The 26,999-nt window shown below is 60.1% G+C and carries 22 protein-coding genes; 9 read left to right on the forward strand and 13 right to left on the reverse strand.

Going from position 1 to position 26,999, the window contains the following annotated elements; translation table 11 throughout:
• Positions 1-4 precede the first annotated feature (4 nt).
• Positions 5-748, forward strand: coding sequence for a uroporphyrinogen-III C-methyltransferase (cobA, locus tag BFP92_RS13665; RefSeq protein WP_065929879.1), 744 nt, complete (start codon positions 5-7; stop codon positions 746-748).
• A gap of 59 nt (positions 749-807) precedes the next feature.
• Here the strand turns inward: cobA and BFP92_RS13670 are convergent, their stop codons facing one another.
• The 8 genes from BFP92_RS13670 to ppsA all read right to left on the reverse strand — a co-directional run bounded on the left by BFP92_RS13670 (position 808) and on the right by ppsA (position 8,951).
• Positions 808-1,791 (reverse strand): OmpA family protein, encoded by a 984-nt coding sequence (locus tag BFP92_RS13670; RefSeq protein ID WP_065929880.1) that lies wholly within the window; start codon positions 1,789-1,791, stop codon positions 808-810.
• Between the two features lie 107 nt (positions 1,792-1,898).
• Positions 1,899-2,489, reverse strand: a complete 591-nt coding sequence (sigX, locus tag BFP92_RS13675; RefSeq protein ID WP_065929881.1) for an RNA polymerase sigma factor SigX — start codon at positions 2,487-2,489, stop codon at positions 1,899-1,901.
• Between the two features lie 87 nt (positions 2,490-2,576).
• On the reverse strand, positions 2,577-3,401 hold the full coding sequence (locus BFP92_RS13680) for a mechanosensitive ion channel family protein (protein ID WP_003193288.1): 825 nt from the start codon (positions 3,399-3,401) through the stop codon (positions 2,577-2,579).
• Between the two features lie 2 nt (positions 3,402-3,403).
• Positions 3,404-3,649, reverse strand: coding sequence for a hypothetical protein (locus BFP92_RS13685; RefSeq protein WP_005790375.1), 246 nt, complete (start codon positions 3,647-3,649; stop codon positions 3,404-3,406).
• An 86-nt stretch (positions 3,650-3,735) separates the two neighbouring features.
• Positions 3,736-4,731: a zinc transporter ZntB gene (locus BFP92_RS13690; RefSeq protein WP_065929882.1), complete on the reverse strand. Its 996-nt coding sequence runs from the start codon at positions 4,729-4,731 to the stop codon at positions 3,736-3,738.
• 25 nt (positions 4,732-4,756) lie between these two features.
• Complete coding sequence (rraA, locus tag BFP92_RS13695; protein WP_170875840.1) at positions 4,757-5,245, reverse strand: ribonuclease E activity regulator RraA; 489 nt, start codon at positions 5,243-5,245, stop codon at positions 4,757-4,759.
• 234 nt (positions 5,246-5,479) lie between these two features.
• Positions 5,480-6,469, reverse strand: coding sequence for an alpha/beta fold hydrolase (locus BFP92_RS13700; protein ID WP_065929883.1), 990 nt, complete (start codon positions 6,467-6,469; stop codon positions 5,480-5,482).
• 106 nt (positions 6,470-6,575) lie between these two features.
• Positions 6,576-8,951, reverse strand: a complete 2,376-nt coding sequence (gene ppsA, locus BFP92_RS13705) for a phosphoenolpyruvate synthase (protein WP_065929884.1) — start codon at positions 8,949-8,951, stop codon at positions 6,576-6,578.
• A 178-nt stretch (positions 8,952-9,129) separates the two neighbouring features.
• Here ppsA and BFP92_RS13710 point away from each other — a divergent pair, with 178 nt between their 5' ends.
• The gene (locus BFP92_RS13710; protein ID WP_003193298.1) at positions 9,130-9,948 is read left to right on the forward strand and encodes a posphoenolpyruvate synthetase regulatory kinase/phosphorylase PpsR; all 819 of its coding nucleotides are present in this window, start codon (positions 9,130-9,132) and stop codon (positions 9,946-9,948) included.
• A gap of 64 nt (positions 9,949-10,012) precedes the next feature.
• Here the strand turns inward: BFP92_RS13710 and BFP92_RS13715 are convergent, their stop codons facing one another.
• Complete coding sequence (locus BFP92_RS13715) at positions 10,013-11,437, reverse strand: aminotransferase-like domain-containing protein (protein ID WP_056861688.1); 1,425 nt, start codon at positions 11,435-11,437, stop codon at positions 10,013-10,015.
• A gap of 160 nt (positions 11,438-11,597) precedes the next feature.
• Here BFP92_RS13715 and BFP92_RS13720 point away from each other — a divergent pair, with 160 nt between their 5' ends.
• The 5 genes from BFP92_RS13720 to BFP92_RS13740 are packed head-to-tail and all read left to right on the forward strand — an operon-like array spanning position 11,598 to position 17,083.
• A complete protein-coding gene (locus BFP92_RS13720; protein ID WP_017134754.1) occupies positions 11,598-12,491 on the forward strand; it encodes a DMT family transporter in 894 nt (297 codons plus the stop codon).
• Positions 12,492-12,526: 35 nt separating this feature from the next.
• Positions 12,527-14,389 (forward strand): molybdopterin-synthase adenylyltransferase MoeB, encoded by a 1,863-nt coding sequence (gene moeB, locus BFP92_RS13725; protein ID WP_065929885.1) that lies wholly within the window; start codon positions 12,527-12,529, stop codon positions 14,387-14,389.
• 15 nt (positions 14,390-14,404) lie between these two features.
• On the forward strand, positions 14,405-15,319 hold the full coding sequence (locus BFP92_RS13730) for a PLP-dependent cysteine synthase family protein (protein WP_065929886.1): 915 nt from the start codon (positions 14,405-14,407) through the stop codon (positions 15,317-15,319).
• Positions 15,320-15,356: 37 nt separating this feature from the next.
• The gene (locus BFP92_RS13735) at positions 15,357-16,349 is read left to right on the forward strand and encodes a serine O-acetyltransferase (RefSeq protein WP_056861570.1); all 993 of its coding nucleotides are present in this window, start codon (positions 15,357-15,359) and stop codon (positions 16,347-16,349) included.
• A gap of 2 nt (positions 16,350-16,351) precedes the next feature.
• On the forward strand, positions 16,352-17,083 hold the full coding sequence (locus BFP92_RS13740) for an alanyl-tRNA editing protein (RefSeq protein WP_065929887.1): 732 nt from the start codon (positions 16,352-16,354) through the stop codon (positions 17,081-17,083).
• 61 nt (positions 17,084-17,144) lie between these two features.
• On the opposite strand, the gene BFP92_RS13745 is transcribed toward BFP92_RS13740, so the two are convergent.
• Complete coding sequence (locus BFP92_RS13745; protein WP_139114062.1) at positions 17,145-18,167, reverse strand: hypothetical protein; 1,023 nt, start codon at positions 18,165-18,167, stop codon at positions 17,145-17,147.
• 207 nt (positions 18,168-18,374) lie between these two features.
• Between BFP92_RS13745 and BFP92_RS13750 the strand changes: the two genes are divergently transcribed.
• Complete coding sequence (locus BFP92_RS13750; protein ID WP_065929889.1) at positions 18,375-20,120, forward strand: ABC transporter permease; 1,746 nt, start codon at positions 18,375-18,377, stop codon at positions 20,118-20,120.
• A gap of 14 nt (positions 20,121-20,134) precedes the next feature.
• Positions 20,135-21,457: an ABC transporter ATP-binding protein gene (locus BFP92_RS13755; protein ID WP_065929890.1), complete on the forward strand. Its 1,323-nt coding sequence runs from the start codon at positions 20,135-20,137 to the stop codon at positions 21,455-21,457.
• 81 nt (positions 21,458-21,538) lie between these two features.
• Here the strand turns inward: BFP92_RS13755 and prpD are convergent, their stop codons facing one another.
• The 3 genes from prpD to acnD form a co-directional block, all read right to left on the reverse strand.
• Positions 21,539-23,023, reverse strand: coding sequence for a 2-methylcitrate dehydratase (prpD, locus tag BFP92_RS13760; protein ID WP_065929891.1), 1,485 nt, complete (start codon positions 23,021-23,023; stop codon positions 21,539-21,541).
• A gap of 166 nt (positions 23,024-23,189) precedes the next feature.
• A complete protein-coding gene (gene prpF / locus BFP92_RS13765; protein ID WP_065929892.1) occupies positions 23,190-24,380 on the reverse strand; it encodes a 2-methylaconitate cis-trans isomerase PrpF in 1,191 nt (396 codons plus the stop codon).
• A gap of 10 nt (positions 24,381-24,390) precedes the next feature.
• Positions 24,391-26,985: a Fe/S-dependent 2-methylisocitrate dehydratase AcnD gene (gene acnD / locus BFP92_RS13770; RefSeq protein WP_065929893.1), complete on the reverse strand. Its 2,595-nt coding sequence runs from the start codon at positions 26,983-26,985 to the stop codon at positions 24,391-24,393.
• Positions 26,986-26,999 lie beyond the last annotated feature (14 nt).

Consider the following 26,999-nt stretch of genomic DNA (forward strand, 5'->3'; position numbering starts at 1 on the left):
AAACATGAGCGCAAAAGTCTGGCTGGTAGGCGCAGGCCCCGGTGATCCGGAGCTGTTAACCCTCAAAGCGGTACGCGCCCTGCACGCGGCCGATGTGGTGCTGATCGATGACTTGGTCAACGCTAGGGTGCTGGAACACTGCCCGGACGCCAGGGTAGTCACCGTGGGCAAGCGCGGCGGCTGCCGTTCGACCCCCCAGGATTTTATCCAGCGCCTGATGTTGCGCTATGCGCGCCAAGGCAAATGCGTGGTACGGCTCAAAGGCGGCGACCCGTGTATCTTCGGCCGCGGCGGCGAAGAGGCGATGTGGTTGCGTGAACACGGGATTGAAGTGGAATTGGTCAACGGGATTACCGCGGGCCTGGCGGGTGCAACGAACTGCGATATTCCCCTGACGCTGCGCGGGGTCAGTCGCGGTGTGACGCTGGTCACTGCGCATACCCAGGATGACAGCAGCCTGAACTGGCGCGCCTTGGCCGAGGGCGGTACGACATTGGTGGTGTATATGGGCGTGGCGAAGCTGGAGGAGATTCGTCAGCAATTGCTGGAGGGCGCAATGGCAGCGGATATGCCGGTAGCGATGATCGAGAACGCTTCGTTGCCTCAGCAACGCGAGTGCCGCAGCACTCTGGCGCACATGCACACCGATGCACAGGTATTTGCTCTGAAAAGCCCGGCGATCCTGGTGATCGGCAGTGTTGCTGGCGCAGAGCAAGCCGCCTGCATTGCCGTGTCAGCGAGCGCCTGAGGCAAATTTCAGGCAAAAAAAAGCCCGGCCTAAGCCGGGCTTTTTCTACTACTCAGTAATTACTGAGCAGCTTGAGCTTCAACCGACGCTTCTACGCGACGGTTAACAGCGCGACCAGCTTCAGTTGCGTTGTCAGCAACTGGGCGGGATTCGCCGTAACCTACCGCGGTGATGCGGCTAGGAGCAACGCCGTCTTTAACCAGGACTTGCTTAACAGCGTCAGCACGACGCTGGGACAGCTTCTGGTTGTAAGCGTCTGGACCGATGGAGTCAGTGTGACCAGCAACTTCTACGTTGGTAGCTGGGTACTGAGCCATGAAGTCGGCCAGGTTTTTCACGTCGCCGTAGCTGTTAGGCTTAACAACGGACTTGTCGAAGTCGAACTTAACGTCCAGCTCAACACGAACAACCTGAGCAACTGGAGCTTCTGGCTCTGGAGTTGGCTCTGGAGCTGGTGCTGGGGTAGGAGCCGGAGCAGCTGCGCCGGCGTTACCGCCGAAGTTCACACCCAGGCCGACCAGTGCGGAGTAGTCCCACTTGCCGTTGTCCAGCGCGTAGTCAGCTTCAACACCGGCACGAGCGTACAGGTTGTTGGTGAAGTAGTACTTCACGCCAGCGCCGGCGATAGCCAGGGTGGACTGGTCGCGACCGCTGTGGCCGTCAGCTTTGACGTTGCCACGGCTTTGGTGGCCGAAACCGCCTTCTACGTATGGACGCAGGCTGTCAACGCCAGCCTGGCCGAAGTGGTACTGAGCAGTCACGCTGCTAGTATCGCCACCGATCTTCTGGCTACCAGTACCGTCGTTCGAACGGGTGTGGTTGGTTTTGTCGTAGGACAGGTTCAACGACAGGTCGTCGGTCAGGAAGTAACCAATGCGAGCGCCTGGGTTGAAGCCGTCTTCGATGTGCTTGACGCTATCGTTGTACTGCTTCTTGTAGAACAGCTCGCCTTCAACTGCGCCTTGGCCTTGTGCCAGTGCGCCGAAAGAAGTAGCGGCAATAAGAGAACCAATGGCAAAGCCCAAGGTGTTTTTCAGTTTCATCCGTTAAATCCCCATCTGGTGATTGTAAAGCAGTCCCACAAACCGGGGGACAACTCGGCGACAAGTCTAACAGAACTTGCCTACACGTAAGAGATATTTGCCACGCACTAAGTTTCAGTCTCGCCCGCAAATTTCTCACGTAATTTATCAAGAGCACGCTTGTAACGCATTTTTGTAGCACTCAAACCCATGTGCATGATGTCAGCAATTTCCTGAAACTCCAGCTCTGCGACAAATCGTAGCACCAGAATTTCACGGTCAATCGGATTCACATGCACCAACCAGCGATCAAGCCCGGTCTTTTCCTCGGGTACCGGCGCCTTTTCTTCAGACGCCTCCTCAAGGGGATCCAGGCTCAAAGCGTCCATCAAGCGACGCTTTCGCCGTTCCTTACGATACTGCGTGATGCACTCGTTGTACGTGATGCTATAGAGCCATGTCTTGAACTTCGATTTTCCCTCAAAGTTCTTCAGGCCGTATAGCACCTTGAGCATCACTTCCTGACAGACATCATCGGCGTCTCTATCGTTCCCCAAATACCTTGAACAAACGTTGAACAGAGTGCGTTGATATCTGCGCATCAATTCTTCGTACGCGCGTGTTATGTGAAACAGCTCCGTGTGCGAGCGCGCGACCAACTCCTCATCAGAGAGCTCACGGGGGTCATAGCGCGTGGACAGCGTTTGGGCTTTATTCAAAACAAGTCGTGCCGACAGTCAGGTCAATGTCCGCTACAGCCCGGTCACCCGGGTTTGCGGCGGCGTACATTAGCAGGATTTGCCGGGTTAGCGGCTACTGACCTGCTGCTCGAGGAGAATCCGATTGGACAGCGATACCAGCTCACCGTCATCGGTCAGCACCGTCGTCTTGACCGTGCCGATCTCCTCGATTTGCCCTTCGACCTCGCCCACACGCACCTGTTGCCCAACCTGATACAGCTCACGCACATAGATTCCCGCAAGAATCTGACCGGCAATTTCCCGGCTTCCCAACCCCATGGCCAGTGCAACAGCCAGACCAACGGTAATCAAAACAATCACAATCACGTGGTTGAGCAGGTCGGTTTTGACCTCCAACTGGCTGATCGCGACGGAAATACTGATGATGATCACCAGCCCCTGGGCGATTCGCCCCAGGCCCGCAGCATAGTCCAGCCCAACGCCTTCAGCGGCCCCGCGCACCAGCCCGTTGGCCAGTTGCGCCAGCAAAACACCTACCAGCAACACCAGCGCGCCGCCGAAAACCTTCGGCAAATACAGCGCCAGCATGTCGAGCGTAGCTGAAACTCGCTCAAGTCCAAGGGATTGCGCCGCAGAAACCAGAAAAATAAGCAGAACGAACCAATAAACGATCTTCCCGATGAGGGTAGAGATCGGCACCTGTAACCCGGCGCGGCCCAGCAGCTTAGTCAGGCCCGTGCCCGCCATCAAGCGGTCCAGCCCCAATTTTGCGAGCAACTTGGACAGCAGGGTATCGAGCAACTTGGCCACGACAAAGCCCAGCAACACCAAAACCAGAGCACCAAACAGGTTGGGAATGAAATTCGCCACCTTGGTCCACAATGCGGTCATCGCGGTGACCAGGCTCTGGGTCCAGAGATCAAGTTCCATATTCAATCAGCCTTATCAGCAGTGCGAGCAAGAGGTTTACGACGCGAAACCGGCGATACGTGGGCCGAACCATTGTTCAGGGCCATCATCAACGCCGGCAACCAACGACCCAGCAGCCCGAACAGGTCACCCGCCCCCACCTGACGGTTGGCGGTTTTCAACACGCGGCCCAGGCAGGCATCGTCATCACGGTTGGATGGCGAAGCATTGAGCATGTCACGCAAAGACTGTTCGAACGGATCGTGCATAAAGACCTCTCGCAAGTGAGTTAAAAGACGAGGGTTAAATTCTTGGGGTCACATGTGACCCTGCCTGCGTTCAGGTCATATTCAGGTCAAACCCAGCGCAATCGTCGAAATAGCCACCATTGCCCCAGTGCTACCGAGACCATCAACAAGCAGGCAATCACAAATCCGTAGGGGCTGGCGGAGAAGGGAATCCCGCCCACATTTATGCCCAGCAAACCGGTCAGAAAACTCATCGGCAGGAAGATCCCGGTGATGATCCCGAAGCGGTACATGGTGCGATTCATGCGCACGCTCAAGCGCCGGTCTTCGGCCTCAAGTACCAGCCCCACGCGCTCCCGGGTCAGTTCGAGCTCTTCCAGGTAGCGGGTCAGGCTGTTGTTCAATTCGTTCCAGTAGTCAGCATCGTCGTCACAGAACCACGGCAATTTGATCCGCGTCAGCTGGGCAAAAATATCCCGCTGCGGCGCCAGGAAACGCTTCAATCCGGCAGCCCGTCGGCGGATCTGCAACACGTTGCCGTGCTCCGGCGTATACCGTTCGTCGGCATCGAGTTTTTCTTCCTCTAAATCGACGACTTCGGACAGGTCGGTGACCAGATCCTGCACTTTATTGGTCAGGTACTGCGCCATATAAAGGATGAGTTCAGAGGCGGTTTTTGGCCCTTTGCCCTCCGCCAGTTGCACCAGCAGCTCGTCGGTAGCCCGCAATGGGCGCAAGCGCAGGGAAATCACGCGGCTGGCGGCCGCGAAAATACGCACCGAAACCATGTCTTCCGGTTCGGCGCCCGGATTGAGGTTGACCCCGCGCAGAAACAGCAGCAATTCGCTGTCCGGCAGCGGCAACAGGCGCGGGCGGGTGTTTTCCTCCAGCAACAGGTCGCAGGCGAATTCGCTCAGACCGCTGGATTTACGCAACCAGGTCTGGGTCTGGGGATGGCTGCGATCCCAATGCAGCCACAGGCTTTCCCGGGGCTGCAGCTGCAAATCGTCGAGCTCAGTCCGGGCAATCGAACGCGCACCGCCTTTACCGTCCAGCACCAGGGCATGCACCAGCCCCCACTGCGCGTTTTCTTCCTCGAACATCCTCACCCCTTTCGGCTACTGCGGTTTATTCAGGCATTTTCAGCGGGCTTGGCGAAACGATCACGCCATTATTGTCGGCATAGATGTATTCCCCCGGGCGGAAGGTCACGCCGGCAAACGTCACTACCACGTTCAGGTCGCCAATGCCGCGCTTGTCGGTCTTCATCGGGTGAGGCGCCAACGCCTGCACACCCAGGTCAGTCTGGGCGAGGACATCGACATCACGCACGCAACCGTAGATCACCAACCCTTCCCAGCCATTTTTTGCAGCTTTCTCGGCGATCATGTCGCCCAGCAGCGCGCGACGCAGGGAACCGCCGCCGTCGACCACCAGCACCTTGCCGGCGCCTGGTTGGTCGGCTTGTTCCTTGACCAGCGAGTTGTCTTCGAAGCACTTGATGGTGACGATTTCACCGCCAAAGGAGTCTCGGCCACCGAAATTACTGAACATCGGCTCAACTACCTGCACAAGCTCCGGGTAGGCGTCGCACAGATCGGGCGTCACGTAATGGATCATCGGGAAACTCCTGTCATCAAGGAAGAGGTCGAACATCCCAGGGTGTACATCAGAAAAACGCGTCACAGCGGTTGAACTTTAAGTGCGCTCTCGTCAGTCGCGGCCATGATCAGACTCACACCGTCGCAACGCAATAGTCACTGCACGACTGAATATGACCAGAAACGTTTGCCGCGTCATATCTTAGCCGCAACCTCGCGCGAGTGAAACGCCCCTGGCAGAGCGCCTGCGTCAAACCATTGCGATGACCTGCGGCTCTGCCGCGAACAACGGTGTCAGCGGGTCTTTCAACCACTGCGCCACCAACGGCCACACTTCAGCCTGGGCGGCCTTGCTGACCAGCATCTCGACGTGTCCGAAATCCCCGCTGAAACCTTGCTTGCGCCCCAGGCACAGGTATTGGCGGTGCTCAGAGCCCACTTGTTCAAATAATTTGCGACACGCCCAGTCCGGATCCTGTTGATCGCCAGCAGCGCTGACCGCCAGCAGCGGCACGTCGACATCGGCCAGGCCTTTCCACCAGTCCTGCTTGCCATCGCCAAAACGACCGAACAGGCCATTCCAGCGCATCGCTTCGATCATCACGCCCGCCGGTTCGTCCTCGGGGCCGCGTTTGAGCCGTACGCCGGATACTTCACCAAAACGTTTCAAGAGCAACCGGCCGGTCCACTCCAGCGGCGGAATCTTCAACGGCCAGTGGGTGCGGCTGACCTGGCAACCAAACAGCGCCACCGACGCCACGGCTGGCGCGCCAAGGTGTTGACCGCCCAGGGCCGCTGCCAGGGCGGTGGCGCCCAGGGAGTGGCCTACCCAGTGCGGGATTTGTGCGCTTTGTTCTCGGACAAATGCGCCGATCGCCGGCAAATCGTAACGCGCGTAATCGGCGACGCGATTTCTGGCGTAGGCCTGATTGCGCTTGGACAGGCCATGGCCGCGCATTTCCGGGATCCATACATCAAATCCCTGACGCGCCAGGTAAGCGCCCAAGCCGATGCCTTTGGGCGAATACCAGAAGCGCCGATTGGAAAAACTGCCGTGCAATAAAATAACCGGCGTGCCCCGGTTTTCCGGGGCATCCGCCAGGCCCAAACGGGTCACAGCCAGCTCGACGGTGCCGTCGGGGCTGTTACCGGGTTTAAGACGGTACACATCTTCACTCAGGTCGCCACGACGTTCAGCGCTGATCAAGGCGACGGGAAATAGGTTGCTGCTGCTTTGCATAATGCTCTTGCACAAAAAAGGGCGGCGTCCGGATGGAGTTCCGCCCTGTACAGATAAGAATGCCGGTCACCCAGGCTGGGGGACCGGCACTTTTGACGTCACGCCTTTAAGCGGACGCTTGGCCTTCCGCCAGGAAGAACCAGGTTTCCAGCACGGAGTCGGGGTTCAAGGAAACGCTTTCGATACCCTGTTCCATCAGCCATTTGGCCAGGTCCGGGTGGTCGGAAGGGCCTTGGCCGCAGATGCCGATGTACTTGCCGGCCTTGTTACAGGCCTGGATAGCATTGGCCAGCAGCTTCTTGACCGCAGGGTTACGCTCATCAAACAGGTGCGCGATGATCCCCGAGTCACGGTCCAGGCCCAGGGTCAGCTGGGTCAGGTCGTTGGAGCCGATGGAGAAACCGTCGAAGAACTCCAGGAACTCTTCGGCCAGGATGGCGTTGGACGGCAGTTCGCACATCATGATCACGCGCAGGCCGTTTTCGCCGCGAGTCAGGCCGTTTTCAGCCAGCAGGTCGACGACTTGGCTCGCTTCGCCCAGGGTGCGTACAAACGGCACCATGATCTCGACGTTGGTCAGGCCCATCTCGTTGCGCACGCGCTTGAGGGCACGGCATTCCAGCTCGAAGCAGTCGCGGAAGGCTTCGCTGATGTAACGCGAAGCGCCACGGAAGCCCAGCATCGGGTTTTCTTCTTCGGGCTCGTAGAGCTTACCGCCGATCAGGTTGGCGTACTCGTTGGACTTGAAGTCCGACAGGCGCACGATGACCTTTTTCGGGTAGAACGCCGCCGCCAGGGTGCTGATGCCTTCCACCAGCTTCTCGACGTAGAAACCCACCGGGTCGTTGTAGCCGGCAATGCGTTTGTCGACGCTTTCCTTGATCTCCAGCGGCAGGCCGTCGTAGTTCAGCAGGGCCTTGGGGTGCACGCCGATCATGCGGTTGATGATGAACTCGAGACGGGCCAGGCCCACACCGGCGTTCGGCAACTGTGCGAAATCGAAGGCGCGGTCGGGGTTACCGACGTTCATCATGATCTTGAACGGCAGGTCCGGCATGGCATCGATGGAGTTTTGCTTGATGTCGAAGCCCAGCTCACCTTCAAAGATGAAGCCGGTGTCGCCTTCGGCGCAGGACACCGTCACACCCTGACCGTCTTTCAACAGTTGGGTGGCGTTGCCGCAACCCACAACCGCCGGGATCCCCAGTTCGCGGGCAATGATCGCTGCGTGGCAGGTACGCCCGCCACGGTTGGTGACGATGGCGCTGGCGCGTTTCATCACCGGCTCCCAGTCCGGGTCGGTCATGTCGGAGACCAGCACGTCGCCGGGCTGGACTTTGTCCATTTCGGACACGTCCTTGATGATCCGCACCTTGCCGGCGCCGATGCGCTGGCCGATGGCGCGGCCTTCCACCAGCACGGTGCCGGTTTCTTTCAACAGGTAGCGCTCCATCACGTTGGCCGAAGTGCGGCTCTTCACGGTTTCCGGGCGCGCTTGCACGATGTACAGCTTGCCGTCGTCACCGTCCTTGGCCCACTCGATGTCCATCGGGCACTTGTAGTGCTTTTCGATGATCATCGCTTGTTTGGCCAGTTCGCTGACCTCTGCGTCGGTCAGGCAGAAACGCGCACGTTCGGCCTTGTCGACTTCAACGGTTTTCACCGAGCGACCGGCCTTGGCCTCGTCGCCGTAGATCATCTTGATGGCCTTGCTGCCCAGGTTGCGGCGCAGGATGGCCGGGCGGCCGGCCTCAAGGGTGTGTTTGTGGACGTAGAACTCGTCCGGGTTGACCGCGCCTTGTACGACGGTTTCGCCCAGGCCGTAGGCGCCGGTGATAAACACCACGTCACGGAAACCCGATTCGGTGTCCAGGGTGAACATCACGCCGGCGGTGCCGGTTTCCGAACGCACCATGCGCTGCACACCGGCAGACAGGGCCACCAACTTGTGGTCGAAACCCTGGTGTACGCGGTAGGAAATAGCGCGGTCATTGAACAACGAGGCAAACACTTCCTTGGCGGCGCGGATCACGTTTTCAACGCCGCGGATGTTCAGGAAGGTTTCCTGCTGGCCGGCAAAGGAAGCATCCGGCAAGTCTTCGGCGGTGGCCGAGGAGCGCACGGCAACGGCCATGTCCGGGTTGCCGGCCGACAGTGCCGCGAAGGCGGTACGGATTTCTTCGTTGAGCTTCTCGGGGAACTCGGCGTCCATGATCCATTGGCGGATCTGGCTGCCGGTTTTCGCCAGGGCATTGACGTCATCGACGTCCAGAGCGTCCAGCGCGGCGTGGATCTGGGCGTTGAGGCCGCTCAGCTCGAGGAAATCGCGGTAAGCCTGGGCCGTGGTGGCGAAACCACCGGGCACCGAGACGCCAGCGCCTGCAAGATTACTGATCATCTCGCCGAGGGATGCGTTCTTGCCCCCCACATGCTCTACATCATGGACGCCGAGCTTATCGAGGGAAACTACGTACTCTACCAAGGTGATCTCTCCACTTTCTGTGTTGGAAAAGCTCAGGACGCCGGCGGCTCAGTAGGAGCAAACGCCAGCGCTTGTGGCCTGGACCTGGAAAATAAGTGAGAATGCGGCCCACTGCGGGACGGCAAAATCGCGCCTATCATATCCAAGATTCGCCATCAGCTTAAGGCCCAGGGCTCAAATGAAACGATCTGCTTTCTTTATTTCCGACGGCACCGGCATTACAGCCGAAACATTGGGCCAGAGCCTGCTCGCGCAGTTCGAAAACATTACCTTCGCCAAATTCACGCGGCCGTATATAGACAGCGTGGATAAAGCGCGGGCCATGGTACAACAAATCAATCTGGCGGCTGAAAAAGACGGTTTTCGCCCGATCATTTTCGACACCATCGTCAACCAGGACATTCGTGAGATCCTGGCAACCTCCAATGGTTTCATGATCGACATCTTCTCCACGTTCCTGGCGCCATTGGAACAGGAGCTGAGTGAACATTCCTCCTATTCCGTGGGCAAGTCCCATTCCATTGGCCATAACTCCAACTATATGGAGCGTATCGAGGCGGTGAACTTCGCCCTCGACAACGATGACGGCGCTCGCACCCACTACTATGACAAGGCCGACCTGATCCTGGTAGGGGTGTCTCGCTGCGGCAAGACCCCGACGTGCCTGTACATGGCCATGCAATTCGGTATCCGTGCGGCCAACTACCCGCTCACCGAAGACGACATGGAGCACCTGACGCTGCCTGCCGCCCTGCGTGCGCATTCCCACAAGCTGTTCGGCCTGACCATCGACCCGGACCGTCTTACCGCCATCCGCAACGAGCGCAAGCCCAACAGCCGCTACTCCAGCTATGCCCAGTGCGAATTCGAAGTGCGCGAAGTGGAAAATCTGTTCCGTCGCGAGAACATTGCGCACATCAATTCCACGCATTTTTCGGTGGAAGAGATTTCGGCGAAAATTCTGGTGGAGAAAGGTGTGGAACGCCGCTTCAAGTAACACCGCATTCAAAATGTGGGAGCGGGCTTGCTCGCTCCCACATTAGGTCGGTGTATATGCTTGCCTACAGCTGAAACCTGTCACCGCCCTGCCCCAGCGCGGTGGCGAGCGCGTCAAAGCCCTCACGCAGCAACTGATCGTCACCCGACGTATTACAGATACTCGCCCGAATAAACTGCGGCACCGCCGTCTGCCCTACGGCAAACGCCTCTGCGGTGGCGATCAGGTAATTATTCTGCTTGAGCTCCGCCTCGATTTCCGACGCACGCCAGGGCTCCGGCACTTCAATCCAGAAGTGTGGGCTGTTGAGGTGAGTGCGGTATTCCAGACCCACCAGCAGATCACGCACCAGGGCCTTGCGCCGGCTGATCTCGTTGATTTGCTGGCGCAGCAGGTATTCCGCCGTGCCGTTTTCGATCCACTGTGTCGCCAGCTCCAGCGTCACCGGCGTGGCCATCCAGCAGGTCGAGCGCAAGGCCGCTGAAATCCGGCTGACCAAGGCCGGTGGCGCATGCACATACCCCACGCGCAAACCGGCAGACACCGCCTTGCTCAGGCTGCTGATCAAAATCGTACGCTCGGGCGCGAAGAAACTCAGCGGCGGCGGGCGATCTTCCACCAACACGCCGTGGGCTTCGTCTTCCAGAATCAGCAGATTATGCTCGCGGCACACCTTGGCCAGCGCTTCCCGGCGTGCAACGGACAGCACGGCCGTGGTCGGGTTCTGGATCGTCGGGGTGCAGTACAACGCCGAAACCCGGTGATTACGACAGACTTCATCCAGCGCACCGGGCAGCACGCCTTCATCATCCATCTCCAGGCCGATCAGCCGTACACCGAGCATGCGTGCGGCGGTGATAAGCCCTGGGTAAGTCAGTTGCTCAGTGACCACCGTATCCCCCGCCCGCAGCAACGCCATCATGGCGCAGAGCAGGCCATGCTGGCCGCCATTGACGCAGATGACCTGCTCGGGAATCGGATGAAAATCGCGCTGCACCAGCCATTGCGCACCGGCCTCGCGGTAGCGCGGCAAACCGGCGTCCGGCGTATAGGCGCTGATGTCCTGGAGGAACTTGGCGTTGGTCGACAAGGTTTGGAAGCTTTGGGCCAGGAACACCGTTTCTTGCCCTGGAATGTGCATGTTGCGGCTCATGTCGAAGTACTGGCGCGGCTCTTCGCTGACGTTGCGAAAGCCTTCATCACGCTGACGCTCCATCCCACGCTTGCGCACGAAGGTGCCGTCACCGACACGCGCCACCACTAATCCCAGTCGCTCCAGCTCGCCGTAGGCGCGGCTGATGGTGCCGATGGTCACGCCGAGATTATCGGAAAGCACCCGATGGGGCGGCAGTTTGCGCCCCGGCTCAATCAAGCCTTCAAGGATGCCCCGCTCCATCACATCGGACAGGCGTTTGTACTTCACGCCCTGACCGCTGGCCAACCCCTCACGCATAATTGACACCATGTCAATATTTGTTTTGACAGCCATCATTCGCCCTAATAGTGTGCTTTTACGGGTTCAATCACCGGATGAAACAACTTAATACACAGTCAATATAGAGTTCAATTCCGGCTCAGGGAAGCAATAAACGATGCCAATGTCCGCCGTTCTTGAAAACACTACAAAAACAAAAAATCAGAAACAGTGGTTGGCCGGCCTGGTCACCAGCGTGATGTTTCTTATCGTGTGCCTGAGTTGGGGCACCACCTGGCTTGGCATCAAGATCGCCGTCGAAAGCGTGCCGCCGCTGACGTCTGCCGGGCTGCGCTTTCTGATCGCGTTCCCGTTGTTCCTGTGTTTTGCCCTGGTGCGCCGCGAGCCGATCCTGTTCCCGCGTGAAAGCCGCTGGTTCTTCGTATTCGTGACCCTGTCGTATTTCAGCGTTCCCTATTACTTGCTCAACTACGGCGAAATGCATGTGTCGTCCGGCCTCACCGCGCTGCTGTTCAGCTGCATGCCGGTGTTCATCCTGATTTTCTCCGCGCTGTTTTTGCGCGAACGCATCTACTTTTCCCAGGTGGTCGGCATCGGCATCGGTTTCGGCAGCCTCTACATGATCATCAAGAGCCAGGGCCTGCACCTGGACCACGCCGAATTCTTCGGCGTGCTGGCGATTCTGACCGCCGCGATCATGCATGCCTTGTGCTACGTCATCACCAAGCAAAAAGGCAGCGCCATCAGCGTGATTACCTACAACACACTGCCCATCGGTATCGCAGGGCTGATGCTGTTCGTGGCCGGCCTGTGGTTTGAAACACCGACCTTCGAAAACATCACCCTGCGCTCGTGGAGTGCGCTGTTCTACCTCGGGCTGGTGGCGTCGGTGGGCGGGTTTATTGTGTATTTCATGCTGCTCAAACGTTTGAGCCCGATCATTTTGTCGTTCGTGTTCATTATTTTCCCGGTGTTCGCGGTGATCATCGGCGCCTGGTACGAAGGCGTAGAAATTTCCCGTGACCTGATGCTGTACTCGGCCATCCTGCTGGCGGGTTTTGCGATCACCAAGTTGCCGGTTGAAAAACTCCTGGCCAAAAAAAATTGACCCTTAAACCACAACGACAACAACGCGAGAGAAACATGGAAGTCCTCCGCCCCACCGCTCTGGAACAGATCTATGCCCATGCCAGCTGCAGCTACCCGGACGAATGCTGCGGTTTTGTCTTCGCCGATGGCAGTGTGTACCTGGGCAACAATATCCAGAATGAGCTGCACCACAAGAACCCCGAGATGTACCCGCGCAGCGCGGCCAATGGCTATACCTTTTCGGTGGCCGACACCCTGCTGCTGAACAAGGCGTTTCGCAGCGACAACCCGGTGGTGGTGATTTACCACTCCCACCCGGACGTCGGCGCCTATTTCAGTGATGAAGACCAGGACAAGGCCCTGTTCCTGGGTGAGCCGATCCACCCCGTCAGCTACCTGGTGGTGGACGTGCGCCAGGGCCAGGCCCTGGGCTCAAAGCTGTTTGCCTGGGATGGCAAGCAATTCGCCCTTAAACCCTTCAACGACCTGCACACGGAGTTGTCCATGAACGCTGTCTCTTTCCCCGATATCCTGGTTCGCGTGGCCAAGCTGCCGGAATCGACCCTTGAGGGCACTGGATCGACATTGCGCGAAGTCATTGAAAACCTCTGCAGCAGCCACCCGCAGCTGCGCTCGCACCTGTTCCACGAAAACAACAACCAGCTCAAGGAACACTTCCTGTTCACCGCCGAAGAAGCATTGATCGGCGCCGATGAACCCTTGCCGGAAAAGGCCAGGATCGAAGTGCTGCTGGCCACCTCCGGCGGCATGGATGTCGACGCACTGAGCAATGAAGAAGTCCAGCGCTATGTGCGCCATATCACCCTGCCCGGCGTCGGCCGTGAAGGCCAGTTGAACCTCAAAAAAGCCAAGGTGCTGATCATCGGCACCGGCGGCCTGGGCTCGCCCATCAGCCTGTACCTCGCGGCAGCCGGCATCGGCACCCTGGGCCTGGTGGATTTCGATGTGGTCGAGAGCAGCAACCTGCAACGCCAGATCGTGCACGGCAACAGCACCCTGGGCATGCCCAAGGTCGAGTCGGCCAAGCGGCGGCTGCAAGACCTCAACAGCCATATCCAGATCAATGCCCACAACACCGCCCTCAACGCCGACAATGCGCTGGAGCTGGTCGGCGCTTATGACCTGGTGATCGACGGCACTGATAATTTCGACACCCGCTACCTGGTCAACGATGCCTGCGTGCAATTGGGCAAGCCGTTGGTGTACGGCGCCATCTACCGTTTCGACGGGCAGATCAGCGTGCTCAACTACAAAGGCGGGCCGTGCTACCGCTGCCTGTTTCCTTCAGCACCGCCGGCCGAGTTGGCACCCAATTGCAGCGCCGGTGGCGTGATCGGTGTGCTGCCGGGTGTGGTAGGCATGATCCAGGCCACCGAAGCGATCAAATTGCTCATCGGCATCGGCGAACCGCTGTCGGGCCGCCTGATGCGCTTCGACGCGCTGGCCATGAAGTTCAGCGAGATCCGCTTCAAACGCCGTGCCGACTGCCCATGCTGCTCAGACCTGCGCCACAGCGAAAACGTCGCGCCAGCCGTTTGCGCGGATGCCGTTCCGAGCCGGCCCGCATTGGCCGAAGAGCGCTACATCAAACCACGCGTGCTCAAGCAACTGCTCGAACACCCACGCAGCGCCGACGTGTTGCTGGATGTGCGCGACGCCAGCGAGCTGGAAGTGTGCAAATTGCCGGGCGTGGTGCATATCCCGCTGGCCGAACTGGACGGGCAATTGGGCAGCCTGAGCCGCGACAATACCCATTACCTGATTTGCTACGCCGGAACCCGCGCCGAGCAAGCGGCCAGCACTCTGCTGGCCGCCGGCTTCGCCAATACCAAAGTCCTGCAGGGCGGCATGAAACATTGGGTTCGCGACGTCGAACCCGACATGCCTTTGTACTGATCCGGGGGCTGAGCGATGTTGCATAACTCCATTCTCGACGTGATCGGCCATACGCCGATCGTGCGCCTGGCGCAGTTTTCCGAAGACCTCGGCATCGAGGTCTACGCCAAGCTCGAATCCCTCAACCCTGGCGGCAGCCACAAGGCGCGTATCGCCCTGGGCATGATCCTCGACGCAGAACGTCGAGGTGTGCTGATTCGCGATTCCGGGCAAACCATCATCGAGCCCAGCGGCGGCAATACCGGCATTGGCCTGGTGATGGCCGGCAATGTGCTGGGCTACAAAGTGGTGCTGGTGATCCCTGACAACTACAGCCCCGAAAAGCAGAAACTGCTGCGCCTGTACGGCGCCAAGGTGGTGCTGTCGGACAGCCGCCTCGGGAACAATTCCCACGGCGAAAAGTGCATGGAACTGCAGTTGGAAAACCCCAATTTCGTGATGCTCAACCAGCAGCGCAACGGCGCCAACCCGCAGACCCACCGCGACACCACCGCACCGGAAATCCTCCGCGCCTTCGGTGAACAGCGCGTGGACTATTTCGTCAGCGGCATCGGCACCGGTGGCCATATCACCGGCATCGGAGAAACCCTCAAGGCGACCTGGCCTGCGATGCGCGTCATGGGCGTGGAGCCGGAAGAATGCGACCTGCTCAAGGACCAGCACGCGCCGCACCATATCCAGGGCCTGTCGATCGGCTTGATCCCGAGCATTCTTAACCTGGGTGTCATTGACGGCATGCTCAAGGTCTCGCGCCTGGCCTGCATCGACATGATGAAACGCATCATGCGCACCGACGCCATCAGCCTGGGTTTGTCTTCAGCCGCCAACATGGTGGCCATCGCCCAACTCGCCCCCGAACTCCCGCCCGAAACGGTGGTGTTGACCATGGTCTACGACAATGCCGACAGCTACCTGCCCAATTTCGAATAACCGGTTTTTCAACCAACCAGACTGTGGGGGTGCCTCCATGGGGGGCTTTATCGACATGCAACAGTTGCACGATGAGTTGCTGACCCACCTCATCCAGACCCTGACGCCTGCGCAGATGAAGCAGTTGGAACCGCATTTGGCGCCATTGATCCAGAATGCCGCCCAGGCCGTGGCAGAGGACTTGATTGCCTATGCCTACCGCGACCCGGCATCCCGTGGGCGGGGCGAACTGATCCTGGAGTCCTACGCCTCGTTCAAGGCGGTGTTGTTCTACCGGCTGGCACACTTGGTGTGGAATTTCCCCGACCAGGCCAACGGTCTGTTCTCACGCATGGCCCTCAAGCTCAGCAACCAGGGCAAAATCCTCTCCGGCGCCGAAATCCACCCTGCAGCCCGGATCGGCCGGCGCTTTGTGCTGGACCACGGTTTCGGCACCGTGATCGGCGAAACCTGCGAGATCGGCAACGATTGCTACATCCTCTGCGGCGTGACCCTCGGTGCCCGAGGCATTGCCAACAACCCGGACGGCAAACGCCACCCGCGCCTGGGCAATAACGTCGAGGTCGGCTCCGGCGCGCGCGTGCTGGGCTATGTGCAGATCGGCGACAACGTGTTTATCAGCCCTTCGTGTGTGATCACCCAGGATGTACCGGCGGGCACCAAGGTCAAGGTGGTCAACCAGATCCAGTTACAAAAGAACGCCGAATCGGATCACAGCAATTACCTGGGGGCTTTCGCGCTGGATGAGCGTTTGCACGTGGTCGGCGAAGTCAGCGCCAGCCACAAGGTCACGGTGCTGGATGCCGACTTTCACCCTTTGCACGGGCTGATGCTGGAGCCCACGGTGAAGGAGCGTCATCACTTGCAGTTTCGCCTGCGTCGCCTGGACACCGGCGACCATCTGCCCCGCTTGCCGCTGAACCTGAAAGTCTGTGGCCCCGAATTTGAGATCACCCTGCTCTCCCCGCCTGGCTTGAGCGCAATGGTGCGTCACCTGCTGCAAGCCAGCCCACTGATCGTCGGAGGTTGAACATGTCCGTGCATACCATGGAAACCCTGGCGCTGTTTGACAGCGCGCCCTACCAGAACGCTTTCAACGCCCGGGTGATTGCCGTCAGCGAACAGGGCATTGCCCTGGAACACACGCTGTTCTACCCCACCGGCGGCGGGCAGCCGGGCGACACCGGGCACCTGACCCTGGCCGATGGCACGCGGGTCAACGTGACCGGCACCGTGCGCGACCCGGTGTTGCGCTCGATCATCTGGCACCAGGTTGAACATTGCCCCGAGCAATTGACGGCCGGCGTACAGGTGGATGCCGGCCTGGATTGGGAACGGCGCTACCAGCACATGAAAATGCACACCTGCCTGCACCTGCTGTGCTCGATCATTGATGCGCCCGTCACCGGCTGCAGCATCAGCGCAGACAAAGGCCGCCTGGACTTCGACTTACCGGAAATGACCCTCGACAAGGACAGCATCACCCGCGACCTCAATGCCTTGATCGAACAAGCCCATGGGGTGAAAACCTTGTCGATGCCCGCTTCGGAATACTCGACCCTGCTGCAGATCACCCGCACCCAGGCGGTGGCGCCACCGGTCATCCAGGGCTCAGTGAGGGTAATAGAAATCGCCGGGATCGATATCCAGCCCTGCGGTGGCACCCATGTGATCAACACCGAAGAAATCGGCCGGGTGTTCTGCGAAAAAATCGAGAAGAAGAGCAAGCACAACCGCCGGGTGATCCTGCGGTTTGAGGGATAAAGTACGCAATTCGGCCAAGCGTGGGCGCCGGAGACCACGCTTGCCGCAGTGAAGCTAAGCCCTACTGTTTCGCCTCATCAAGGTGTTTTCTCAACACCTTTACCTGTTCCTCAAGCATTGAAATTTGCGTGCTGTAATAGGACTTCATCTCAGCAATACCCGCTTCGATATTAGCGTTGTCCACCCTGAATTGATCAGAGGTGGGCGCTGCCTGCGTGGGTGACTCGCTGGGCGAATCCGCCGGCTCATCGCGGGTGGTCATCATGGACTTATCCGTCGGCGTCCGGGTTTCAGCTGTGCTCATCGTCTTGACGTGCTCAGTCATACTTTTAAGCTCCTTGCCCAACGCTTCAAAGGCCTGCGTCATCTGCTGCATCAGCCTGCTGATATCTGCGCGTAACTGCGTATTCAGCTTGAGTGCCTCCTCAAGATCCTGACCCTGGGGAACTTCAGTTGTCTGGCCGTCCGGAACAACCGGGTTAACCGGTTCCTGAGACGTTTGAGGCAGTTCGATGGGAGCCTCATCGGCGCCTTTGCGTGGAGCACTCAGTTGCTCACGCAGTTCGACAATTTCGTTTTTGAGTTTGACGATTTTGCCCTCGCACTCTGTGATAAACGCCTTGAAGTCGATCAGGAGCTGGTTATTTTTACCCACCAACTCCAGCGTCTCATCCTGTGAGCCCGCCTTTTGCAATTGCGGCGGGTTAACGAGGGTGCTGTGGCTCGATAACTGACCGCGCTGCTCTGGCGTCATGGGGGGCCGAGGCGCTGCAGCATCGCCCTGTGTGCCGACATCACTTGAGGTATCGGCCTTGCTGTCCTGACGGGGCGGCTTCGAATGTTGAGACGCTTCGTGGCCCACAGGGTAATTCGTTTGTGGCGGGGTATTTACGCTAATCATAAGATGCTTTCTCAAATCCAGATAATGCTGAGTGGTGGGTTGGCAGAGACTTGCTGCGGCAAGCGATCTGACCCATTGATTGGCATTTGTCTGAAAGCGGTTCCTGAAATACAGGATGTGTGGGTAGCTAATTATGTCGGCAGCGCAATCAGCCCTTTCCTGAAGGTTGATCAACTCACGCAAAACGGATGCCCAAGCCGCAGTTCGTACAGGAAACTGACAGCAAATTTATGCGCTTGTAACATTCAGAAACGTACAATCCCGCCTGCAACCTCTCGTTGCCCCTGACTCACGAACACAGCGCCCGCCCTTCTCGGTGGGGCATTCGTGCAGCAGCTAAGCTCACCCCCATTACGCCCCTGAACCTGAACGCTGCAGGACTGAATGCCTATGAACAAAGTGTTCCGCGATTACCTGCCGGCATCCACTCTGCGCTTGCTGCCCAACCGCTGGGATCTGGTCGCGCTGCCGCTGGTGATCGGCTTTCTGCTGTTTTTCTCCCTCACGGCCCGGGAAACCTGGGCGCCCATCGCCACGTTGCAGAGTGAAGTCATTTCCCTGGACCCGGCCAACCTGCCGGAATACGCAATGCGCACCACGATGCGCATGCTCGCGGCCATGGTCGCGGCGCTGGTGTTCACCTTGCTGTACGGCACCCTGGCGGCCAAAAGCCGGCGCGCTGAAAAGCTGCTGGTGCCGGTGCTCGATATCCTGCAATCGGTGCCGGTACTCGGCTACATCTCATTCACGGTGACGTTCTTCCTGCTGCTGTTCCCCGGGCGCGTACTCGGCGCCGAGCTTGCGGCGATTTTTGCGATCTTCACCAGCCAGGCCTGGAACATGACGTTCAGCTTCTATCAGTCGCTGCGCATGCTGCCCCACGACTTGGTGGAGGTGTCGACCAACCTGCGGCTTTCCGGCTGGCAGAAATTCTGGAAGCTCGATGTGCCATTCGCCATGCCTGGGCTGGTGTGGAACATGATGATGAGCATGTCCGGCGGCTGGTTCTTCGTGGTGGCTTCCGAAGCCATCACCGTCGGCGACAAGACCATCACCCTGCCGGGCGTCGGTTCGTACCTGGCCTTGGCGATCGCCCAGAAAGACCTGCACGCCGTGGGTTACGTGATTTTGGCGATGATTGTGGTGATCCTGCTGTACGACCAGTTGCTGTTCCGCCCGCTGGTGGCCTGGGCTGACAAGTTCCGCATGGAAACCACCGCATCCCAGGGCGCGGCGCCACAATCCTGGCTGTTGAACCTGATCCAGCGCACGCGCATCGTGCAGCGCATCCTGCGCCCCATCACCCGTGCCTTCAGCCGGATCGGCAATAAGCGTTTCAGCCTGGCGGGCGGTGCGTTCAAGGCGTTGCCGGCTGAAACACCGGCGGCGTCAAAAGTGATCGACTGGGTGTGGGGCACGCTGATTGCGCTGCTGGCCGCGTATGCGCTGTACCACATCGTGCTATACGTCGGCACCGAAGTGACCTTCGCCGAAGTCGGCCATGTCTTTGTACTGGGCCTGATCACCTTGCTGCGGGTGGCCGGGCTGATCCTGATCGCCTCGCTGATCTGGGTGCCGTTGGGCGTGATGATCGGCTTGCGCCCTGCGTTGGCGGAAAAAATCCAGCCGTTGGCGCAGTTTCTCGCGGCCTTCCCGGCGAACCTGTTGTTCCCGGTGTTTGTGATCGTGATCCTGCACTACAACCTCAACCCGGATATCTGGCTGAGCCCGCTGATCGTGCTGGGCACCCAGTGGTACATCCTGTTCAACGTGATTGCCGGCGCCAGTGCCTTCCCCAATGACTTCAAGGAAGCCGCCGCCAACTTCCGCATTCGCGGCTGGCTGTGGTGGCGCAAGGTGATGCTGCCGGGGATCTTCCCCTATTACGTCACCGGCGCCATTACTGCCTCGGGCGGTGCCTGGAACGCCAGCATCGTGTCCGAGTACGTGTCCTGGGGCCAGGACAACGTGGTCGCCCATGGGCTGGGCGCCTACATCGCGCAAACCACCGCCGCTGGCGACTTTCCGAAAATTGCCCTGGGCGTGGTGGTGATGTCGATCTTCGTGGTGGCGTTCAACCGCGCGGTCTGGCGGCCGATGTACGCCATCGCTGAAAACAAACTTCGTCTGAATTGATGGGATTCGCTGTGATGACTACCTACACCGAAAACACTGCCGATACCCCGCAAATCTACTCGCTGAAAAACGTCAACCGAGTGTTCGGCAAAGGTAAAGACGAGCTGCAAGTACTCAGCGGCGTCGACTTGAGCCTGCACGAAGGCGAGATCGTCGGCATGCTTGGCCGCTCCGGCTCGGGCAAATCCACCCTGCTGCGCATTATCGCCGGGCTGATCCAGCCGTCATCCGGCGAAGTGCGCTACAACGGCGCGCCGCTCAACGGCCCGGCCGAAGGCGTGGCCATGGTGTTTCAGACCTTTGCGCTGTTCCCTTGGCTCACCGTGCTGGAAAACGTCGAAGCCGGCCTGCAAGCCTTGCAAGTCGAGCGCAAGGAAACCCGCCGGCGCGCCTTGGCCGCCATCGACTTGATCGGCCTCGACGGCTTTGAAAACGCCTACCCGCGCGAGCTGTCCGGCGGCATGCGCCAGCGCGTGGGGTTTGCCCGTGGCCTGGTGGTCAACCCGACGCTGTTGCTGATGGACGAGCCCTTCTCGGCCCTTGACGTGCTCACCGCCGAAACCCTGCGTACCGACCTGCTGGACTTGTGGAGCGGCAAGCAGTTGCCGATCAAGTCGATCCTGATCGTGACCCACAATATTGAAGAAGCGGTGCTGATGTGCGACCGCATCCTGGTGCTGTCATCCAACCCCGGCCGCGTGGTCGCCGAGATCAAAGTGCCGTTCGCACACCCGCGCAACCGCCTGGACCCGACGTTCCGGCAAATGGTCGATGACATCTACGCCCTGATGACCGACCGACGCAGCGCCGATGCCAGCCGTGGCATACCCGAGCTGAAAATGGGCAGCCTGCTGCCGGAGGTGTCCACCAACCTGATGGCCGGCCTGATCGAAACCCTGGCCGCCGAGCCTTACAACGGCCACGCCGGTTTGCCCACCGTGGCCGAACGGCGCTTGCTGGAGGTCGATGACCTGTTTCCGGTGGCCGAGATGCTCGAGCATTTGGGTTTCGCTGAACTCAAGGGCGCCGACATCACCCTCACCGACGCCGGCAAGCTGTTCGCCGACTACGGCACCCAGGAACGCAAAACCCTGTTCGCCGAGCATTTGATCAAACACGTGCCCCTGGCCGCGCGGATTCATCAGGTGTTGCTTGAGCGCAGCGGGCACCGCGCGCCACGGGTGCGCTTCGAACAGGAGCTGGAAGACTCGATGACCGAAGCATTCGTGGAAAAAACCCTCGAAAGCGTGATTGCGTGGGGGCGTTATGCGGAGATTTTTTCGTATGACGACCATACCGAGACGTTTAGCCTGGATGATGTGGAAGGCAGTATGTAACGGCGTGAAGTCGACCATTTTCTATTGAGCAACACCGAAACAATGTGGGAGCTGGCTCCCCAGTTAGTTTTTGGGTGTTTGTCAGATTACGAACAGGTCCACAAACCGATTCACCGGCGTGGCCTCAAGCCGCGCCTGATCCTTGCACAACGCAAAAATCTCGCCACTGCGCTGCGCGGTAAACCGCGTGGCTAGGTTGGCCTTGAACTTGTCCTCCAACAACGGAATCCCATCCACCCGACGGCGACGATGCCCAATCGGGTATTCCACCACGACCTGCTCGGTGTGGGTGCCGTCCTTGAAAAACACCTGCACGGCATTGGCGATGGAGCGCTTGTCGGCCTCCAGGTATTCGCGGCTGTAGCGCAAGTCCTCAACGATCTCCATCTTGTCGCGCAGCTCATCGATGATCGGGTGCGCCGCGTGGAACTCATCTTCGTACTGCTCGGCCACCAGATTGCCGAAGGCCAACGGCACGGCAGTCATGTATTGCAGGCAGTGGTCGCGGTCGGCGGCATTGGCCAGTTTCCCGACTTTGGAAATGATGCGAATCGCCGACTCATGCGTGGTGATCACGATGCGTTCGATTTCATGCAGACGCTCCTGGACCAGCGGGTGCAAGGCCACCGCCGCCTCACAGGCCGTTTGCGCATGGAACTCGGCCGGGAAGCTGATCTTGAACAACACGTTTTCCATCACATAGGTGCCATAAGGCTGGGGCAGGCTGAACCCACGCTTGTCCTCAGGCTTGAGTGCGAGGTCTTTGTTGGTGTGGCTGAACAGCACGTCATAAAAACCCCATTGCGGCGCGCTCAGCACACCGGGGATGCCCATCTCGCCGCGCATTGCGATATCGGCCAGGCGCACGCCACGGCTCGATGCATCCCCGGCCGCCCAGGATTTGCGCGAACCGGCATTGGGTGCGTGGCGATAGGTGCGCAGCGCCTGCCCATCGACAAAGGCATGGGACAACGCCGACAGCAGCTGTTCACGGTTGGCGCCCATCAGCTTGGCGGTGACCGCCGTGGAGGCGACTTTCACCAGCAACACATGGTCGAGGCCAACGCGGTTGAAGGAATTTTCGAGGGCAATCACGCCCTGGATTTCGTGGGCCATGATCATCGCTTCCAGCACCGCACGCACGGTCAGTGGCGCGTCACCGTTGGCCACACGTTTTTGCGACACGTGATCAGCCACGGCGAGGATGCCGCCAAGGTTATCCGAAGGGTGGCCCCATTCGGCGGCGAGCCAGGTGTCGTTGTAGTCGAGCCAGCGCACGATGCAGCCAATGTCCCAGGCAGCCTTGACCGGGTCCAGGCGCAATGAGGTGCCCGGCACGCGCGCGCCGAACGGCACGACGGTGCCTTCGACAATCGGCCCCAGGTGCTTGGTGCACTCGGGAAAACGCAGGGCCAGCAGGCCGCAGCCGAGGGTATCCATCAGGCAGTTGCGGGCGGTGTCCAGGGCGTCCCGGGAATCGATACGGTAGTTGAGGACATAGTCGGCAATGTCCTGCAGGACCTGGTCGTAGTCGGGGCGGTTGTTCTGGTCGACGTTGGCGCTCATGGCAGTACTCCAAAGTGGGTTGGGGTTAGTCCTCGGGCTCACGGTTGATCATGTTAAGGCCGGTCTGGTTGCCTGCCTTGGTAGTTCGGATAGTGTTGAACCCCTGTGGGAGCGGACTTGCTCGCTCCCACACAAGCCCACTCCCCAAAAGGGATTGTGTTGGTCTTTAGAACGCGTCGCCGGGCACGCGCACGAAACCTTCCATCAGCACCCGTGCGCTGCGGCTCATGATGGCTTTTTTCACCACCCATTCGCCGTTGACCTGGGTGGCCTCGGCGCCCACGCGCAAGGTGCCGGACGGGTGCCCGAACCGCACCGCGTTGCGCTCCACACCACCGGCCGCGAGGTTGACCAGGGTGCCGGAAATCGCCGCCGCCGTGCCAATCGCCACCGCCGCCGTGCCCATCATCGCGTGGTGCAGCTTGCCCATGGACAGTGCGCGCACCAGCAAATCCACATCACCGGCCTTGATTGCCTTGCCACTGGACGCCACGTAATCCAAAGGTTTGGCCACAAACGCGACCTTCGGCGTGTGCTGTCGCTGGGCGGCTTCGTCCAGGTGTTTGATCAGGCCCATGCGCAACGCGCCATAGGCCCGCACGGTCTCGAACATCGCCAGCGCTTTCGGGTCGCTGTTGACCGCGCCTTGCAGCTCGGTGCCGGTGTAGCCGAGGTCTTCGGCGTTGATGAAAATCGTCGGGATGCCGGCGTTGATCAGCGTCGCCTTGAAGGTGCCGACTCCCGGCACTTCCAGGTCGTCGATCAAGTTGCCGGTGGGAAACATCGAGCCACCGCCACCCTCTTCTTCCGCTGCCGGGTCCATGAACTCCAGTTGCACTTCGGCGGCCGGGAAGGTCACGCCGTCGAGCTCAAAGTCGCCGGTTTCCTGCACCGCGCCGTCGGTGATCGGTACGTGAGCGATGATGGTCTTGCCGATATTGGCCTGCCACACCCGCACCACCGCCACACCGTTATGCGGCACGCGGGCCGGGTCAACCAGGCCGGCGCTAATGGCAAACGAACCCACCGCCGCCGACAGGTTGCCGCAGTTGCCGCTCCAGTCGACAAACGGCTTGTCGATCGAGACCTGGCCAAACAGGTAGTCCACGTCGTGATCGGCGCGGGTGCTTTTGGCCAGGATCACGGTTTTGCTGGTGCTGGAGGTTGCACCGCCCATGCCGTCGATCTGCTTGTCGTAGGGGTCAGGGCTGCCGATGACCCTTAACAGCAAGGCATCGCGAGCAGCACCCGGCACCTGCGCCGATTCGGGCAGGTCCTTGAGGCTGAAAAACACGCCCTTGCTGGTACCGCCACGCATGTAGGTGGCGGGGATCTTGATTTGCGCTGCATGTGCCATGGTTATCCCCTCAAGCGGTCGCCGCCGATTCCAGGAAGTCCTGGGCAAAACGTTGCAATACGCCGCCCGCCTCGTAGATCGACACTTCTTCGGCGGTGTCCAGGCGGCACGTCACCGGCACTTCGACACGTTCGCCATTCTTGCGGTTGATCACCAGCGTCAGCTGCGCACGCGGCGTACGCTGGCCGACCACGTCATAGGTTTCGCTGCCGTCGATCTTCAGTGTGTGGCGGTCGGTGCCCGGCAAAAATTCCAGCGGCAACACGCCCATGCCCACAAGGTTGGTGCGGTGGATGCGCTCGAACCCTTCGGCGGCAATCGCCTCCACCCCGGCCAGGCGCACGCCCTTGGCCGCCCAGTCGCGGGACGAGCCCTGGCCGTAATCGGCGCCGGCGATGATGATCAGCGGCTGCTTGCGCTCCATGTAGGTTTCGATGGCCTCCCACATCCGCGTGACCTGGCCTTCCGGCTCGACACGCGCCAGGGAACCCTGCTTGACCTTGCCGTTTTCCACGACCATTTCGTTGAACAGCTTCGGGTTGGCGAAGGTTGCGCGCTGCGCGGTCAAGTGGTCGCCGCGATGGGTCGCGTAAGAGTTGAAGTCGACCTCCGGCAGGCCCATTTTCGCCAGGTATTCACCGGCGGCGCTGCCCGGCATGATCGCGTTGGACGGCGAGAGGTGGTCGGTGGTGATGTTGTCCGGCAGTACCGCCAGCGGGCGCATGCCCTTGAGCGGCCGCGCACCGGCCAACGCACCTTCCCAGTACGGTGGGCGACGGATATAGGTACTTTGCGGGCGCCAGTCGTACAGCGGCGCGACTTTGGGGCCGGTGTCTTCGTGGATCGCGAACATCGGGATATAGACGGCGCGGAACTGCTCCGGCTTGACCGAGGCCTTGACCACGGCGTCGATTTCTTCGTCGCTTGGCCAGATGTCTTTCAGGCGGATTTCCTTGCCGTCGGCATCCAGGCCCAGCACGTCCTTTTCGATGTCGAAGCGGATGGTACCGGCAATCGCATAGGCCACCACCAACGGCGGCGAAGCCAGGAACGCTTGCTTGGCATACGGGTGAATACGCCCGTCGAAGTTGCGGTTACCCGACAAAACGGCCGTGGCGTACAGGTCGCGGTCGATGATTTCTTGCTGGATCAGCGGGTCGAGCGCACCGGACATGCCGTTGCAGGTGGTGCAGGCAAACGCCACCACGCCGAAGCCGAGCTTGTCCAGCTCATGGCCCAGGCCGGCTTCTTCCAGGTACATGGCCACGGTTTTCGAGCCCGGCGCCAGCGAGGATTTGACCCACGGTTTGCGCGTCAGCCCAAGCTGGTTGGCATTACGTGCCAGCAAGCCTGCGGCAATCACGTTGCGCGGGTTGCTGGTGTTGGTGCAGCTGGTAATGGCGGCGATGATCACCGCGCCGTCGGGCATTTGCCCCGGCACTTCATCCCACTGGCCGGAGATGCCCTTGGACGCCAGATCACTGGTCGCCACGCGCGCATGCGGGTTGCTCGGGCCGGCCATGTTACGCACGACGCTGGACAGGTCGAAGGTCAAGCCGCGCTCGTATTGCGCGCCCTTGAGGTCATCGGCCCACAGGCCGGTGTGGCGGGCGTATTGCTCGACCAACGTGACCTGTTCGTCTTCACGGCCGGTGAGTTTCAGGTAGGCAATGGTTTGCTGGTCGATGTAGAACATCGCGGCGGTAGCGCCGTATTCCGGGGCCATGTTGGAGATGGTCGCGCGGTCGCCCAGGGTGAGTGCCGAAGCGCCTTCGCCGAAGAACTCCAGCCAGGCACCCACGACTTTCTGTTTGCGCAGAAACTCTGTCAGCGCCAGCACCATGTCGGTGGCGGTGATGCCCGGTTGCAGCTTGCCCGTCAGCTCCACGCCGACGCTTTCCGGCAGGCGCATCCACGAGGCGCGGCCGAGCATCACGCTCTCGGCTTCAAGGCCGCCGACGCCGATGGCGATCACGCCCAAGGCGTCTACGTGCGGGGTATGGCTGTCGGTGCCGACACAGGTGTCGGGGAAGGCCACGCCGTCGCGCACCTGGATCACCGGAGACATTTTCTCCAGGTTGATCTGGTGCATGATGCCGTTGCCCGGCGGGATCACGTCGACGTTCTTGAAGGCCTTTTTGGTCCACTCGATAAAGTGGAAACGGTCTTCGTTGCGACGGTCTTCGATGGCGCGGTTTTTCTCGAAGGCCTGGGGGTCAAAACCACCGGCTTCGACGGCCAGGGAGTGGTCGACGATCAGTTGGGTCGGCACCACCGGGTTGACCTGCGCCGGGTCACCGCCTTGCAGGGCAATGGCATCGCGCAGGCCGGCGAGGTCGACCAGCGCAGTCTGGCCGAGGATGTCATGGCACACCACACGCGCCGGGAACCACGGAAAATCGAGGTCGCGCTTGCGTTCGATCAGTTGGCTCAGGGAAGCGTTGAGGGTGGCCGGGTCGCAGCGGCGTACCAGGTTTTCGGCGAGCACGCGCGAGGTGTACGGCAAGGTGGCGTAGGCGCCGGGGGTGATTGCCTCGACAGCCGCGCGGGCGTCGAAGAAATCCAGGCGGCTGCCGGGCAGCGGTTTGCGAAATTCAGTGTTCATCGTCAGGACTCGGT

Source organism: Pseudomonas sp. 58 R 3, from assembly GCF_900006605.1.
GTDB lineage: Bacteria > Pseudomonadota > Gammaproteobacteria > Pseudomonadales > Pseudomonadaceae > Aquipseudomonas > Aquipseudomonas salomonii.

What these genes read in the sequence shown, in the direction of transcription:
- cobA (WP_065929879.1), top strand. Translation starts at nt 5, where the DNA reads ATGAGCGCAAAAGTCTGGCTGGTAGGCGCAGGCCCCGGTGATCCGGAG.
- BFP92_RS13670 (WP_065929880.1), bottom strand. Translation starts at nt 1,791, where the DNA reads ATGAAACTGAAAAACACCTTGGGCTTTGCCATTGGTTCTCTTATTGCC.
- BFP92_RS13680 (WP_003193288.1), bottom strand. Translation starts at nt 3,401, where the DNA reads ATGGAACTTGATCTCTGGACCCAGAGCCTGGTCACCGCGATGACCGCA.
- BFP92_RS13685 (WP_005790375.1), bottom strand. Translation starts at nt 3,649, where the DNA reads ATGCACGATCCGTTCGAACAGTCTTTGCGTGACATGCTCAATGCTTCG.
- BFP92_RS13690 (WP_065929882.1), bottom strand. Translation starts at nt 4,731, where the DNA reads ATGTTCGAGGAAGAAAACGCGCAGTGGGGGCTGGTGCATGCCCTGGTG.
- BFP92_RS13700 (WP_065929883.1), bottom strand. Translation starts at nt 6,469, where the DNA reads ATGCAAAGCAGCAGCAACCTATTTCCCGTCGCCTTGATCAGCGCTGAA.
- BFP92_RS13710 (WP_003193298.1), top strand. Translation starts at nt 9,130, where the DNA reads ATGAAACGATCTGCTTTCTTTATTTCCGACGGCACCGGCATTACAGCC.
- BFP92_RS13715 (WP_056861688.1), bottom strand. Translation starts at nt 11,437, where the DNA reads ATGGCTGTCAAAACAAATATTGACATGGTGTCAATTATGCGTGAGGGG.
- moeB (WP_065929885.1), top strand. Translation starts at nt 12,527, where the DNA reads ATGGAAGTCCTCCGCCCCACCGCTCTGGAACAGATCTATGCCCATGCC.
- BFP92_RS13730 (WP_065929886.1), top strand. Translation starts at nt 14,405, where the DNA reads ATGTTGCATAACTCCATTCTCGACGTGATCGGCCATACGCCGATCGTG.
- BFP92_RS13735 (WP_056861570.1), top strand. Translation starts at nt 15,357, where the DNA reads ATGGGGGGCTTTATCGACATGCAACAGTTGCACGATGAGTTGCTGACC.
- BFP92_RS13740 (WP_065929887.1), top strand. Translation starts at nt 16,352, where the DNA reads ATGTCCGTGCATACCATGGAAACCCTGGCGCTGTTTGACAGCGCGCCC.
- BFP92_RS13750 (WP_065929889.1), top strand. Translation starts at nt 18,375, where the DNA reads ATGAACAAAGTGTTCCGCGATTACCTGCCGGCATCCACTCTGCGCTTG.
- BFP92_RS13755 (WP_065929890.1), top strand. Translation starts at nt 20,135, where the DNA reads ATGACTACCTACACCGAAAACACTGCCGATACCCCGCAAATCTACTCG.
- prpD (WP_065929891.1), bottom strand. Translation starts at nt 23,023, where the DNA reads ATGAGCGCCAACGTCGACCAGAACAACCGCCCCGACTACGACCAGGTC.
- prpF (WP_065929892.1), bottom strand. Translation starts at nt 24,380, where the DNA reads ATGGCACATGCAGCGCAAATCAAGATCCCCGCCACCTACATGCGTGGC.
- acnD (WP_065929893.1), bottom strand. Translation starts at nt 26,985, where the DNA reads ATGAACACTGAATTTCGCAAACCGCTGCCCGGCAGCCGCCTGGATTTC.